This is a genomic window from Snodgrassella sp. B3837 (assembly GCF_026535955.1).
In the GTDB taxonomy this organism is placed as follows: Bacteria; Pseudomonadota; Gammaproteobacteria; order Burkholderiales; family Neisseriaceae; genus Snodgrassella; species Snodgrassella alvi_E.
Genome location: NZ_JAFNPI010000033.1, coordinates 17,736 through 32,850, shown reverse-complemented (window position 1 = coordinate 32,850; position 15,115 = coordinate 17,736). Strand labels below are relative to the sequence as shown.

General features: G+C 38.4%; 12 protein-coding genes. 6 read left to right on the top strand and 6 right to left on the bottom strand.

Annotation, left to right across the window (positions count from 1 at the left end):
• Positions 1-93: 93 nt before the first annotated feature.
• The 6 genes from J3U67_RS09040 to J3U67_RS09015 form a co-directional block, all read right to left on the bottom strand.
• Complete coding sequence (locus J3U67_RS09040; RefSeq protein WP_267404837.1) at positions 94-804, bottom strand: Sir2 family NAD-dependent protein deacetylase; 711 nt, start codon at positions 802-804, stop codon at positions 94-96.
• Positions 801-1,988, bottom strand: a complete 1,188-nt coding sequence (locus tag J3U67_RS09035) for an acetylornithine/succinyldiaminopimelate transaminase (protein WP_267404834.1) — start codon at positions 1,986-1,988, stop codon at positions 801-803. Before J3U67_RS09035 ends, J3U67_RS09040 begins: the two co-directional genes overlap by 4 nt.
• Positions 1,989-2,787: 799 nt before the next feature.
• Complete coding sequence (htpX, locus tag J3U67_RS09030) at positions 2,788-3,642, bottom strand: protease HtpX (protein WP_267391058.1); 855 nt, start codon at positions 3,640-3,642, stop codon at positions 2,788-2,790.
• Between the two features lie 238 nt (positions 3,643-3,880).
• Positions 3,881-5,134, bottom strand: a complete 1,254-nt coding sequence (locus J3U67_RS09025) for a glutamate-5-semialdehyde dehydrogenase (protein WP_267391187.1) — start codon at positions 5,132-5,134, stop codon at positions 3,881-3,883.
• A gap of 167 nt (positions 5,135-5,301) precedes the next feature.
• Positions 5,302-6,234: a polyphosphate kinase 2 gene (gene ppk2 / locus J3U67_RS09020; RefSeq protein ID WP_267404831.1), complete on the bottom strand. Its 933-nt coding sequence runs from the start codon at positions 6,232-6,234 to the stop codon at positions 5,302-5,304.
• Between the two features lie 339 nt (positions 6,235-6,573).
• A complete protein-coding gene (locus tag J3U67_RS09015) occupies positions 6,574-8,925 on the bottom strand; it encodes a penicillin-binding protein 1A (RefSeq protein WP_267391057.1) in 2,352 nt (783 codons plus the stop codon).
• Positions 8,926-9,105: 180 nt separating this feature from the next.
• Here J3U67_RS09015 and pilM point away from each other — a divergent pair, with 180 nt between their 5' ends.
• The 6 genes from pilM to J3U67_RS08985 all read left to right on the top strand — a co-directional run bounded on the left by pilM (position 9,106) and on the right by J3U67_RS08985 (position 15,115).
• Positions 9,106-10,155 (top strand): type IV pilus biogenesis protein PilM, encoded by a 1,050-nt coding sequence (gene pilM, locus J3U67_RS09010; protein ID WP_267391056.1) that lies wholly within the window; start codon positions 9,106-9,108, stop codon positions 10,153-10,155.
• A gap of 1 nt (position 10,156) precedes the next feature.
• Positions 10,157-10,825, top strand: a complete 669-nt coding sequence (locus J3U67_RS09005; protein WP_267391055.1) for a PilN domain-containing protein — start codon at positions 10,157-10,159, stop codon at positions 10,823-10,825.
• Between the two features lie 13 nt (positions 10,826-10,838).
• The gene (locus J3U67_RS09000; RefSeq protein WP_267404828.1) at positions 10,839-11,498 is read left to right on the top strand and encodes a type 4a pilus biogenesis protein PilO; all 660 of its coding nucleotides are present in this window, start codon (positions 10,839-10,841) and stop codon (positions 11,496-11,498) included.
• A gap of 52 nt (positions 11,499-11,550) precedes the next feature.
• Positions 11,551-12,087, top strand: a complete 537-nt coding sequence (locus tag J3U67_RS08995; RefSeq protein WP_267404826.1) for a pilus assembly protein PilP — start codon at positions 11,551-11,553, stop codon at positions 12,085-12,087.
• 36 nt (positions 12,088-12,123) lie between these two features.
• A complete protein-coding gene (gene pilQ, locus J3U67_RS08990; protein ID WP_267391052.1) occupies positions 12,124-14,307 on the top strand; it encodes a type IV pilus secretin PilQ in 2,184 nt (727 codons plus the stop codon).
• Between the two features lie 265 nt (positions 14,308-14,572).
• Positions 14,573-15,115, top strand: coding sequence for a shikimate kinase (locus tag J3U67_RS08985; protein ID WP_370386956.1), 543 nt, complete (start codon positions 14,573-14,575; stop codon positions 15,113-15,115).

Here is a 15,115-nt window from a genome sequence, read left to right as displayed (position 1 = left end):
CAAGACACATAAAACCAAAAATTAAAGCATAAATTTTAGCATTAACTGTAAATTAAGCTGCATTTACTTACACAACCCAATATGTATTCAAAGTCAAGCTTCAGTTCGTAACAATAACTCATCAACCAGACCACTTACACCAGCTTGAGCAGATGCACGAATGATTTGTATATTCTGCAACCCTTCAAGTGGTTGAGGATCAACCAGAAAAATTTCTGCAGATCGTGCCGCATAGTGAAACAGACCTGCAGCCGGATATACTTGCAAAGATGTGCCAACAATGATAACTATATCAGCACAACGCATTAGTTGAATGGCAGAGTCAATCATCGGCACAGTCTCTCCAAACCACACAATATGCGGCCGCATCTGGAAACCGTGATTATCTTTATCTTCCAGCTTCTGATCTGAAAAACAATCGACAATATAATTTTCATCAACACTACTTCTTGCTTTTAAGAGTTCACCATGTAAGTGTAGTACATGACTACTACCAGCACGCTCATGCAAATCATCTACATTCTGCGTGATAATATTAACATCGTATCTTGTTTCCAGATTTTTTAGTGCTAAATGAGCCGTATTAGGTTGAGCTCTTAGCAACTTCCGCCTTAAACGATTATAAAATTCTAAAACTCGTTCAGGATGGCGCTCAAAAGCCTCAGGTGTAGCAATATCATCAATTTTTTCACCATCCCATAATCCACCATGATTACGAAAAGTCTGCAAACCACTTTCTGCACTGATGCCCGAACCTGTCAACACAACAATTTTATGCCGGCCTACAGATGAAAACTTACTCATATGTGCACAAAAGCTTTAATTGCAGCTTTTAGTCTTTGCAAGCCAGTCTGCAAATCAGTATCAGTCAATAGCAGACTAGGTGCAAAACGTAAGACATTATTACCTGCCACCAAAACCAGCAAGCCATGCTGCAAAGCCAACTGCATTAATTGCGCAGCCCGTCCTTTGTACTTATCAGTCATCACACAACCAAGCAATAAGCCCTGTCCTCTTACCTGAGCAAACACACCAGATGCATCAGATAATTCCTGCAAACCTTTCTTCAATTTTTCACCTTGCCGCAAAACATTCTGCAAGGTCTCAGGCGTATTTATAATATCAAATGCCGCACAGCCCACCGCACACGCTAGCGGATTACCACCAAAGGTACTGCCATGACTACCAGGCGTAAAACTGCGGCCAACAGCTTCTGTTGTCAACATAGCACCTATAGGAATCCCACAACCCAGTGCTTTAGCAGCTGAAACAATATCCGGCCGGATATCATAATACTGATGTGCAAACAACTTACCGGTACGTCCCATCCCCGTTTGCACTTCATCGAGAATCAACAAAGCTTGATGACGATCACAGGCACGACGAGCCGCCTGCAAAAAAGCTTCTGTTACAGGCAATACACCACTTTCACCTTGAATCGGTTCAATAACTACCGCACAGGTTTTATCATTGACCGCTGCATCAATAGCAGCAACATCATTAAACGGAATATGCCGGATACCAGCAGGCAAGGGCGCAAAATCATTACTGTATTTGGGTTGACCGCCTACAGAGACAGTAAAAAGCGTTCGACCATGAAATCCATTAATACAAGCAATTATTTCGTGTTTTCCTGTATCAGGAAAATGGTCACGCGCATATTTTCGGGCCAGTTTAAAAGCAGCTTCATTGGCTTCTGCGCCAGAATTACAAAAAAATACTTGCTCAGCAAATGTGTGTTTTACCAGACGCTCAGCCAAATTCTGTGCCGGTTGGGTGGTATAAATATTGGAAATGTGCCATAACTTATGTGCCTGTTCCATCAACGCATTAATCAGAAGCGGATGGCAGTGACCCAAAGCATTTACAGCAATCCCACCTGCTAAATCTATGTATTCCTGCCCATTATCATCCCAAACACGGCTACCTTCAGCACGAATAGGCAGCATAGGTGCAAAACTAAAATTCGGTGTTAAATAATTATGCATATTTCTCTCTATTAATATATACATTTATCATAATCAGAAGTCATCAAGTTCTGCTATCTCAATGTATCATAAACCTGATGAACAAATAAGAAAACATACCAACAACTGATTCAGTAAAGATTAACCTGAATAAAATATTAGTTTGAGAATAAGCTTATAGAAAGCAAAGAGATAAAATGCGAACATTTTTCAAATTCCTAAACTTATATGTTCAGCATTAATCATAAGTTTTATGCAAAAAACTATTTAGATAACTAATTTCCATAACATCTATCAAGACAAAAACCCTCATCAAAATAGACAGAAAAATTAATCATAACTCATTAAAATTTGAAATAAATATCAAATTTGAAGTACCAAATAAATCATAATTCTTATATGTTATTCATAAAACCAGAATAACTCTTATAGCTAAATTCTTAAAACTAAAAACAGATTTATTAGTCAATTACAAAGGTTTGAACTAGTGCATTTTTAAAAGAATATTCTGAAGAAATTGTTTATTTATCACTACCGTGTTCAGAATTACCTTGATTATAAATCTAAGACTGGAACAAATAAGGGAAATATTCGATCAGAAACTTATAAATACTTTTTATAAAAAGCCGAAAAATCATAAATCCACAAACTATTTTTTCAATTAACCTATGGCTTCAGTATAAATCGGCTATTACTAATTTCTAATGAACCTTATTTGTAATAGTACTCAGCAATTTAGCTTCAAAATAATTACTAGCATTTTGCACAAAATAAATATAAGAGGTTGATTTAAAGCAGTCTACTTATAAAAATACAGATTTCACATTTGGCGCAAACGATTAATTCGATTATCCAACGTTGGATGGGTGCTAAACAAAGAGTCATCCGATTCACTGGCAATTCCCAGAGCAGACATACCAGTCGGCAACTGACTGGTTTCACCTTTTAACCGCTGCAAAGCAGCGATCATTTTTGGTGCACCCACTAAACGTGCTGCACCTGCATCTGCCCGATACTCACGCTGACGGCTAAACCACATCACAACTAGACTGGCCAAAAAACCAAATATAATCTGCAAAATCAGACTTATTGCAAAGTAGGCTCCCTGAGACACTTCTCCATTTTCATCTCTGGACATAACATCTGCAATACGGCGTGCCCAGAAAAACACAAATGTATTTACCACACCCTGTAACAATGTCATTGTCACCATATCACCATTACCAATATGTGCCATTTCATGAGCCAGCACAGCTTCTACTTCATCCTGAGACATACCATGTAACAAACCAGTACTCACCGCGACCAGTGAGCTATTTTTAGTAGCACCAGTCGCAAAAGCGTTGGGCTCTGGAGAATCATAAATCGCCACTTCCGGCATAGTAATATTCCACTGATTTGCCAGCCGGGCTACAGTGTTTAGTAGCCATGCCTCTGCAGCACTTTGAGGTTGACCGATTATCTGACCATCGACCGAAGCAAGAGCTAGCGATTTTGACATCAACAAAGAGATAAACGAACCGGTAAAACCCACTACAGCTGCCACTAACAACAAACTGCTGGTCGTATTACTGTTAAGCCTAATACCCAAAAATGCACATAAGATGTTCAGAACAATATTAATAACGATAATAACGGCTAGATTTGTAGCAATAAACAATAAAATGCGTTTCACATTATGCCCTTTTAATTTCTGCAGAATTTAATCAGCACAATATAATATTGACATATAAAAATCTAAATACCAAACTTGAAACAAACAGTTTATAAATCAGAAGTCACAAACAAAAATTATCATATAAAATTAAAGAAATGATTTAATTCACGAATTCAACTTTGAAAAGCGACATTCTGTATAGAGAAAGAAACATTCAAGTCAAAAGAATATAGCGATGATTAAAACAGACTAATCCCTAAATACGTACCTCTCCATGTCCCAAAACAATCCACTTCTGGCTGGTTAACCCCTGCAACCCTACTGGACCTCGTACATGGATTTTATCAGTAGATATACCAATTTCCGCCCCTAGACCATACTCGTAGCCATCTGCAAAACGAGTAGACGCATTCAGCATAACGCTAGCAGAGTCTACAGCACGCAGAAAAAGCTGAGCATGTAGTAAATCATTGGTTACAATACTATCAGTATGATGGCTGCCAAAATGATTTATATGCTCTATAGCGTCTTCAATATTGTCTACTACCTTTATAGACAGAATTGGAGCCAAATATTCAGTAGACCAATCTTCCTCAGTAGCCGGTAAAACATCATCCTTCAAAATCTGCACAGTTTGCGCACAACCACGTAATTCAACATTTTTCTCAGCATACTTTTGCTGTAGTAAAGGCAATAACTTTTTTGCTTGGCTAGTATGAATCAATAAGGTTTCCATAGTATTGCAAGTACCATAGCGCGAAGTCTTCGCGTTTACAGCTATATCAATTGCCATTTCTGCAGAAGCGGAAGCATCAATATAGACATGACAAATACCATCAAGATGTTTGATTACCGGTATCCGCGATTTTTCCTTCACTCTTTGCACCAGTCCTTTACCGCCACGTGGAATAATCACATCAATATATTCCGGCAGATTAAGCAGCACATCAACACCTGCCCGATCAGTCTCAGTAATCAGATTAACAGCTGCTTGGGGTATTCCAGTTTCAATCAAAGCAGAATTGATGACAGCAGCAATAGCTTTATTGCTATTAATGGCTTCACTCCCGCCGCGTAATAAACAACTATTACCTGCTTTCAGACATAAAATCGCCGCATCCAGCGTCACATTCGGGCGTGATTCATAAATCATGCCAATTACACCAAGCGGAACACGCATTTTACCAACCGTGATACCACTTTGCAGAGTTCTAAAATCATCCATTTCACCTACTGGATCAGGCAGTGCAGCAACCTTATGAACACCTTCAATCATCGCATCAATACTACGATTGCTCAGATGCAGGCGATCAAGTAAAGCAGCATCCAATCCCTGCAAACGTGCTGCCTTCATATCCGCTTCATTGGCTGCAAGAATCAGGTGCTGTTGTGCAGCTAGATTATTAGCAATCAGCATTAAAGCCTGATTTTTCTGTGCAGCAGAAACTCTAGTCAGAGAATAAAAAGCCTCTTTAGCTGCTTTAGCCGTTTCAGTAATATATTCGGTCAATTCCACGTGAATTTACTTTCCAGAAAAAAACACTAAAATCATTCTTATTCTCATATAAAATCACAAAGAATACATTTACCCAATTACAACTACCCTTGCATATACCCTGAAATCCACATGATAGGTAAAAATTATCAGGCTAATAGAACCCTGCACACATAATAGAACTAATCAATATGTGTATCGGTAGAATCCTTAAAATTGGTTTGTGGCCTCAACACTAGTAAGTGGTCAACAGCACCAATGGCATTGGTATCCTTACCTGGATAATCAAGTTCAGTCAAAAAATGGCGAATACAATTCAGACGGGCTCGTTTTTTATCATCGGATTTAATAACCGTCCAGGGTGCATCACCGGTATGCGTATGAAAAAACATATCATTCTTAGCTGCCGTATAATCATCCCAGCGATCCAGAGACTGAATATCAACAGGCGAAAGTTTCCAGTGTTTCAACGGGTCGTCACGACGAGAAATAAACCTACGCAACTGCTCTTCTCTAGAAACAGAAAACCAAAACTTAAACAGATAAATCCCGCTGTTGACTAACATACGTTCCAATTCTGGTGTTTGACGCATAAACTGCAAATATTCATGTGGCTGGCAAAAACCCATTACTCTTTCCACACCAGCACGGTTATACCAAGATCGATCGAAAAAAACCATCTCACCACTTGTCGGCAAACGCTCAATATAGCGTTGAAAATACCACTGCCCTTTTTCAGTTTCAGTCGGTTTTTCCAGCGCTACAACTCGGGCACCGCGCGGATTGAGATGTTCCATAAATCGCTTGATTGTCCCCCCTTTACCGGCAGCATCCCGACCTTCAAATAAAGAGACAATTTTCTGACCAGATTCCTTAACCCAGTTTTGCACTTTCAACAGCTCAATTTGCAATCTGGCTTTCTCACGCTCATAAGTAGCCCGCCGCATCCGAGTGCGGTATGGATAACTAGCCGGCAAAGGTGCTGAAGACGAATCTTCATCGGAATGTTTTCCTCGATACTCCAGCACACTTTTTTCAAAAACATTTAATTTAGTGTCTTTATCCTGATTGTTCACTTCAGAGGATTGTTCAGGCTTTAGTATCTGCTCACTCATATTCTTCCTTTCCTATATGGCTCAGAGTAAGCCAAATTTTCATTTTAAGAAATGTGATAATCTGTATAAGTATTGTAACTCAATGTACACTCTGCTTACCAAACAAAATGTCATAGATTAATAAAACCTTAGTCTATTACAACTATGACAACTAAAAACCACTGTAATTTCAAAAATTCTAATTTTCAAATATTCATTTCCATAATAAAAAAATCTAATTCAACCAGATAACAAATAAATTTTTAAATTTAAGTTTTCTTTTCAAAAATATATTCAATAAAAACGGGTATCTGTACAGATTACCCGTTTTTATTAATAAATATCTTTATCTAATATCGTTTAGAAAAGAGAATCTAATTGGCCATTATTACCTGACTGCGGAACAACTGGAATTTCAGCACCATCATCATCTCCATCATTATTACTATTTCCCTGCTTTGGCGTAATCGGCCCGTCAGCTCGATTATCCAGTGGTAGATCAGGATTAGTTGTCTGATATTCCTTCAGATAAAATTCACCGGATTTCTGAACAATTCCGGCAGGTACTGGTGTATTTACAACCGGTTTATCTTTTAACGCATAGCGCATGTAATCAAGCCATACTGGCACTGCAATCGTACCACCAAAAGCAGAACGTCCCATACTGCGTGGACGGTCATAACCAATAAATACCGCACTAACTATATTCGGATTGAAACCTACAAACCAAGCATCCTTATTATCATTAGTCGTACCTGTTTTACCCGCAATATCACTGCGTCCCAATGCATGAGCACTATAAGCAGTCCCATGATTAACCACGTCCATCATCATGTGATACAAAATAAATGCATTACGCGGATCTATAGCCATGGGAGCATTCTGTTTAGCCACCAACGGCTGCATCTGCGCGCGCAAATTACCACGACTGTCATAAATTCGGTCAATCACATAATTGGAAACCTTGTATCCCCCATTAGCGAAAATTGCATAGCCTTCAGCCATTTGCATTGGCGTTACCTGCCCACTACCCAATGCCATCGACAAACTGTTGGGAATCTGGTCTGGCCTAAAACCGAAATGCTGCACATACTGTCTGGCATAATCCACTCCCATTGCCATCAAAATACGAATAGACACCATATTTTTAGAGGCAGTTAATGCTTGTCGCAGTGTTATAAATCCAGCATAGCGTCCATCCGAATTTTTTGGTGCCCATGCACGTCCACCATTACCCATACCTGGCAAAACAATCGGCGCATCATTAACCATCGTAGCCGGCGTAAAACCTTTAGCAATAGCAGCAGAATAAATAAACGGTTTAAATGATGACCCAGGTTGCCTTTTTGCCTGAGTGGCACGATTAAAACTGCGGCGGTAAAAGTCATAACCACCCACAAGTGCTTTAATTGCCCCTGTCTGAGCATCTAAAGCAACAATTGCACCTTGAAGTTCTGGCTGCTGCACAACACGATAACTATTACCTTCTCTATGCACATGCACTACCGAACCAACACGTACAGATGCTTCACCCAATTTAGCATTGTTAATTGCACGCTTTATCCAGTTATAACTATTACCCCCAATGCGCATCTCCCCTACACCAGCGATATAAACTACTATTGAATTGGAATTCAGAGCTGTCACCACAGCCGGTAGCATCCCATCCACCGCTGAGCGATTGGCCAAATACTGCTCTATCTGTTCATCGCGAATATCATCTGGAATTTTGCTTAAATCAAAAAAGCCTTCAGCACCCCGATAAGCAGAACCTCTATCAAAATTGTTCAATACCTTACGCAGCGCCTGAGTAGCTACTGCCTGATCCTGAGAATTTACTGTGGTATAAACCTTGAATCCTTGGGTATACGCCGCGTCACCATATTTTTCATACATCTGCTGACGTACCATTTCAGCGACATAAAGAGCATTCTGATCTATAGCCTGCTGATAATGCACATACTTTAATGGTTCAGCATAAGCGGCATCAGCCTGAGCCTGAGTAATTTTGCCCAGTTCAACCATATTATTCAGAATATATCGCTGACGCATTTTAGCCCGTTGTGGATTTACAACAGGATTAAAAGTAGAAGGAGCCTTAGGCAAACCGGCCAGAATCGTCGCCTCTGCCAAATCTAATTGTTGTACAGGCTTATTAAAATAAACCAAAGAAGCAGCTGCAAAACCATACGCACGCTGCCCCAGATAAATCTGATTAAAGTAAAGTTCCAGTATCTGATCTTTAGTCAGTTTTTGTTCAATTTTATAGGCCAGCAAAGCCTCATTGAACTTGCGCGTATAGGTACGCTCATTAGTAAGATAAAAATTGCGAGCCACCTGCTGAGTAATAGTACTGGCTCCAGATTGCACACCACCAGTTAGATTAGAAATAAGCGCACGGCTAATGCCAATAAAGTCAACACCACCATGTTCATAAAACCGCTTATCCTCAGCTGCAACAACAGCATCTTTCAGTACTTGTGGAAAATCATTGATACGAGTAAAAGCACGTCGTTCTTCACCAAACTGCCCCATAAGCTTGCCATCAGCAGAATAAATGGTAAGTGGCATTTTCGGCTGATAATGAGTTACAGCTTCTAGAGAAGGCAATTTAGGATAAGTTACCATAATTGCAATCGCCACCAGACCAGCAGCAAATAGCGCCAGTCCTACAAACAAACCAACGGTAGATAGCAATAATTTTCTAATCATAATCAACTAATTTTCATTTAAAGGCTGCGAAACATATTCAAAATAAAGTAAACTTTGTTCTTCATTTCGTTAGCAACATACAAATTTGAGTTTTAAGCACTTCATCACCCGTTTGATAAACAGACAGAAAGCCCTTTCATGAAACTGAATAATTTCAAAATAAATTCAAAGAATAAGAAGGTGGCCACAACTTCATCGAGACAGTGTCTTGGTATCAGTCTTACTGATAAAAGCATTAACATGGTGCTCCTGAATGCACGCAGTTTAAATCAATTTCGTCTCGAAAAATACGTTGTTGTGCCTTTGCCAAAAAATATTATTGGTAACGGCAACATCGAAAATCATGATGAACTTGTTGTTCATCTACAACAGGCTAAACAAATGCTCCAAAGCAATTGTCGCAACATTACCGTAGCCATTTCACAAAAGCAAACCTCCATCCAGTTTCTAGATAGAGATGAAGATACAGAGTATACCGAAGAAGAACAAATCATGGCTGAATTGAGTCAATATGACTCAATGGATGATGTAAGTTACGACTATCAGAATGTCAGTATCAATGAGAATGGAAAAGAAAGTTTGCTACTGGTCAACAGCAAACGGGATGACGTCAATATTCTGATGGATGCTTTTACCGATGCAGGTATCACACCCACACAAATGGATGTCGATATACTGGCAATAATGAATAGCGCCATCACATGGATAAATATCAGACAGCCTGAATTAACAGAAAAATGTATCGCAGTTTTCAATATTGATTACGGTGAAACACAAGCAATTATCATGCGTCATGGCAAATTACTTTATAAACAAGAAATTAATCTTGGCTATGATCATCTGATGCAATCCTTGCGGCGAAACTACCAGCTGACTGATGAAGAAGCGTGGGAAATGCTCTATAGTCAAACCAAGCCAGAAGATTACAATCAGACTGTAGCGCAGCCATTCCAGCAACAATTTATTCAGGAAATACAGAGAGTTTTACAATTTTATTTTACTTCGGCTAGTCAAGAAAATGAAATTGAAGAAATCCTTGTTTTTGGTTACAGCAATAATCAGGCAGCCAATAGCCTTGCTGACAGCATCAGCCAGCAAACCAGTATTCCTGCGCAACAGATTAACCCTATACTGTTAGCACAGCCCGGTGATGCAATTCAACAGGCAAAATTGCAACAGGACAGTAGTTTATTAACCGTAGCCTTTGGCCTGGCCGTAAGAGGATTATAAGATGTTACCTTTATTAAAAATTAATCTGCTGCCCTATCGAGAAGCCTTACAAACCAAACAAAAGAAACAATTTCAGACTCTACTGGCCGTTGCTGCTTTAATCGGTGTAGGTCTGGCAGTATTAGGCTACTTAGCTATAGATAGTCGGGTTAGCAGTCAAGAAGCCCGTAATCAAGTATTAAAAGATGGAATAGACAAACTGGATGGAGAAATTAAACAGATCGCTCAATTACAAGATGAGCGCAAAAATTTCACAGCCAGACAAGAAAAAGTAGAAGAGTTATCAAATAAACGTTTTGAAGCAGCTCGTATACTGGATACGTTGAATACATTAGCACCTTTAGGATTGTATATAACCAGTATAGAAGCTCAAGATGCCAATACATATGTCATTAATGGTAAAGCTTTTAGTGATGCTAAAACTGCAGCTTTCATGAATGCTTTACCAGGACAACTATTTACAACACCTGAATTATTAAATATCAAACGAGTTAATAATACTCAGGAATTCAGTATTCGTATACGTTTAAATAATCTTATTGGCCAGCAAGAAGATATGAGAGAAACCAATCAGGCTATTAACCCAAACTCTTCATCAACTGAACTAAATCAGGATACAGAAGCACCTCATCAAGAAAATGAGTCTAGTGCATCTGAACCAACAAATTGAAGGAGTACTGACAATGGCCAAAAATATAGATCTTAAATCAATAAATCTAAATTTCCTCTCCCAACAAGCTAAACCTGTACAGCTAGGCATAGCCGGTGGTATCATTGTATTGGTACTTCTTATTGCCTATTTCTTTGTTTACAGCGGATTAAATGAACGGCTTAGTGGATTGAAGGAAGAAGAAGAATCTCTAAAGCAAACCTATTCTGAAAAAAGTAAACAGGCAGCTAATCTTGATGTATTGAAAGCAGAACTTAATAATATTAATGGTTCATTTCATTTATTATTAAAACAGCTCCCAACACAAGCAGAAATCCCTAATCTTATTCAAGAACTACATGAATGTGCTACTAAAAATGGTTTAAATATGGATAGTATCACTCCAGCACAAGTTCTTAATTCAAACTCAGATGATCAGCCACAAAATAAATCAGATCAACAAGTTATTCAAACCTTACCTTACAACATCACATTGACAGGTAATTATAATCAGATAAGTCAGTTTCTTCGTGATGTAGGGAAGCTATCGCGAATAGTCACATTAAACTCAATCGTACTAAAACGAAATGAGAAAGATAATACGCTTACCTTAAACGCAGTTGCCAATACATATAAAGCTTTAACAGATGCAGAAATTAAAGCTCAAAATAAAAATAAAAACGACCAAAAATAGGCTGCCTATAGCTGTAACTAGGGTAATTTAATATATAAGCAACGGAAAAAATATGAATAAATATCTAATCTGCCTGTGTATTTTTACACTGAGTGCCTGTTCGGCAGCAAATGAAGATTTACATGAATGGATGCGGAATACCAGCCAACAGGCAAAAATCAAACCCATGAAACAGAAGCAAACTACAATAAATATTCAGCCTTCTTACACCCCTCCTCCACAGCCTCAAATGAATATATTTGAACCTGCGCGTCTCAAAGCAGGTTTACAAGGTGCTAATGCACCTGATCTAAACCGACCTAAACAAATCTTGGAAAATTATTCATTAGATGAATTGCATTATGTTGGTTTAATTAAAGGAGCGGGAAAAGCACCATCTGCATTCATTTCAGTAAATGGACATGTATACACTGTTAATCTGGGTAATTATCTGGGTCAGAGCTATGGACGAATTACTGCAATAACACCTGATGAAATTGTTATATCAGAATTAGTTGAAGACTCATATGGCAATTGGACTAGCAGAAAGGCTAGTTTACCCTTGCAGGCTGCTGACGCAGCATCTTCAGAGACATCCGGTCAGAACTGAAAAAAGTAACCCATTTAAAATTAAGAAGGTACCAATATGAAAATTAAAACCATATCTATTTTGTCCACTCTGGGTCTGGGTTTACTGAGTCAGAGTCTTTTTGCCGGCAACATAACAGCCATCAATGTCGGTGCGTTACCAAACCAGCAACGTCTGATTAAAATTCAGTTTGATAAAGACCCCGCGTTACCTAAAGGTTTCACAACCGAAAATCCTGCACGAATTGCACTGGACTTTGCTGGGACAGGAATAACCTTACCACAGAATTTACTCAAATTTGATGATACAGTTTTACAGCAAATTGAAGCTGGTCAAACTACAGACAAATCTCGTGTAATGCTATCCTTAGCCAAAACTGGCCAGTACAATGCTGTAATTAAAGGCAATGAAGTCTGGGTATATGTACAGGAATCTATTCCGTCCAAAAATAAAGTAAAAAATAAATCAGAAAAAATTACTACTTCTCCGGCAACAGTCAACACACCATATACAGCAACAAATAACATTACAGAACAAGTTGTCAGCCGTCAGCCTGCCAGTTCAAATAGTAACGCATTTGATCAATCAGCTTCTGTACCAATAAATATAGATTTTCAAAAAGGGAAAAATGGTAATGGTGTAATTTCCATTAGTGGTTTGAGTGACAAAGGAGAGCCAACAATTAGACGCAATGCATCTAATTTGGTTTTAACCTATAAAAATGTACCTTTGTTAACAGAACAACAACGTAATCTTGATGTAACCGATTTCAGCACTCCTGTACGGACTATTCGCCTGCGCAGGATTGGCAATGATACCGAAGTGAATATTCAGATGCAGGGTGACTGGGATTATTCCCAAATTAAAAGTGGGACTAATCTGGTTCTTCAGGTTACCCGCAAATTTGATTTAGACTCTAAAGGCTTACAATCAAATAATAAATCCTTCAAAGGAAAACGGGTTTCACTTGATTTTCAAGACATTGATGTTCGCACAATCCTACAGATTCTGGCTAAAGAATCAGGAATGAATATAATAGCGAGCGACAGTGTACAGGGCAAAATGACAATATCATTAAAAGATGTTCCTTGGGATCAAGCTTTAAATTTGGTTATGGAAACTCGAAATCTTGATATGCGTCGCGAAGGAAATGTTATCAATGTTGCTCCACGTGACGAACTGATGAACAGGGATACAGCATCATTAGAACAACAAAAAAAATTAGATGACTTAGGTCCCCTGATTTCTCAGACTTTCCAACTTAAGTACCGTAATGTTGAAGATTTTAAAAAGATTTTGCATTTATCCGATGATGGTAACAGTTCATCAGATAAAAGTATTTTGAGTCCACGCGGCAGCGCATTATTGGATCCCGCAACAAATACTTTAATCATTACCGATATTAGTAGTGTAATTAAGAAATTTGAAAAACTGGTTGCTCAAATTGATGTTTCATCTCAACAAGTTTTAATCGAAGCACGAATCGTTGAAACTACAGACAGTTTTGCCCGTGAATTGGGAACTAAATTTGGCTACTATAGAGGAACTTATCGAAATGGTATTGGTGGTAGTGTATCCCTTAAAGATGAAGATCGAGGTACAACACGTGACCCTAATTTTGAACTAGGTTTTCCTAATGTCAACCTTGGCGTATCCAATCCAACATCAGTAGTATCATGGGTGCATAAATTTGCATCTGGGGCTCTCGCTTTAGAGCTTTCAGCCTCACAAGCTCAAGGCAAAACCAAAATTATCTCTTCTCCACGAGTATTAACACAAGATAGAAAAGAAGCAAAAATTGAATCTGGTTATGAAGTACCTTATCAGGAATCAACTTCCAGCGGTGCAACTTCTACCAGTTTCAAAGATGCCGTTCTTGGCTTAAAAGTTACCCCACAGGTTACACCTGACGGTAATATTATTATGACATTGAACGTACAGAATGACAGGCCCATAGCATGCTCAAATGTTGCACCTGATGTTCTCCGTTCTGGCGACATTTGTATGCAAAAGCGTAATGTAGTGACTCAGACAATGATTGAGAATGGTGGTACTTTAATTATTGGTGGTATTTACAATGAAAATAATGAAAACAGTATAGATAAAGTACCTTTACTTGGCGACATCCCAGGTATTGGCAATCTTTTCAAACACAGAAAAAATACCCAACAACGTAATGAATTACTCGTATTTATCACACCTCGTGTAGTCGATTCAAGCAGTGCCCCATTAAAATATTAAGTAAGCATTTTTAACTTCGTCAGCCTGTTTATAACAGGCTGACTTTTTTCAATTTATAGAGTCAGAAATTTTCAAACATACTTAAAAATAAAATTATTTGAGAAATACAATTACTAATGACTTAAAATAATATCTATAGTGACTTTATAACTATAGCTAAAAAAATTTTCACACCCAACGTTTCTGTTTCAATCAAAGCAATTCCAGATAATGGTTTTTCTGCCAATTAATGCGTAAATTCTTATACTAAGTTACAATTACAAACATGGATAACATCGCAGGCAATCTGATTTTAATAGGTCTAATGGGGGCAGGTAAAACTACTCTTGGAAAACAACTTGCCAATAAACTGAAACGCATTTTTTATGATAGTGACCAGGTAATTTGTGAACGTACCGGAGTATCAATACCTACTATTTTTGAGCTCGAAGGAGAAGCAGGTTTTCGCAGTCGAGAAACAGCTGTTATTAGTGAGCTGACACAACAAAAAGATGTTGTTATAGCAACAGGTGGTGGTGCTATATTGCAAATTGAAAATCGGCTTAATTTGCAGCAGAATGGACATGTGATTTATCTTCATGCGCAACCTGAAGTTCTATTAAACAGGATACGGCACGATAAAAATCGCCCTCTTTTGCAAGTCTCAGACCCTTTAGCAAAATTGCAGGAATTATATAGCTTGCGTGATCCCATCTATCGAGCTACGGCACATACTGTTTTAGATGTGAATAGCCCCTACAGCTTCCACTCACTAAATCGTTTAATTCGTTTACTACGTCAACATTCTAAACAAATACCTCAACTTTAA

Bases quoted from the DNA above. Each gene is read 5' to 3' on its own strand.
- J3U67_RS09040 (WP_267404837.1), bottom strand. From the start codon at position 804: ATGAGTAAGTTTTCATCTGTAGGCCGGCATAAAATTGTTGTGTTGACA.
- J3U67_RS09035 (WP_267404834.1), bottom strand. From the start codon at position 1,988: ATGCATAATTATTTAACACCGAATTTTAGTTTTGCACCTATGCTGCCT.
- ppk2 (WP_267404831.1), bottom strand. From the start codon at position 6,234: ATGAGTGAGCAGATACTAAAGCCTGAACAATCCTCTGAAGTGAACAAT.
- J3U67_RS09015 (WP_267391057.1), bottom strand. From the start codon at position 8,925: ATGATTAGAAAATTATTGCTATCTACCGTTGGTTTGTTTGTAGGACTG.
- J3U67_RS09005 (WP_267391055.1), top strand. From the start codon at position 10,157: ATGTTACCTTTATTAAAAATTAATCTGCTGCCCTATCGAGAAGCCTTA.
- J3U67_RS09000 (WP_267404828.1), top strand. From the start codon at position 10,839: ATGGCCAAAAATATAGATCTTAAATCAATAAATCTAAATTTCCTCTCC.
- J3U67_RS08995 (WP_267404826.1), top strand. From the start codon at position 11,551: ATGAATAAATATCTAATCTGCCTGTGTATTTTTACACTGAGTGCCTGT.
- pilQ (WP_267391052.1), top strand. From the start codon at position 12,124: ATGAAAATTAAAACCATATCTATTTTGTCCACTCTGGGTCTGGGTTTA.
- J3U67_RS08985 (WP_370386956.1), top strand. From the start codon at position 14,573: ATGGATAACATCGCAGGCAATCTGATTTTAATAGGTCTAATGGGGGCA.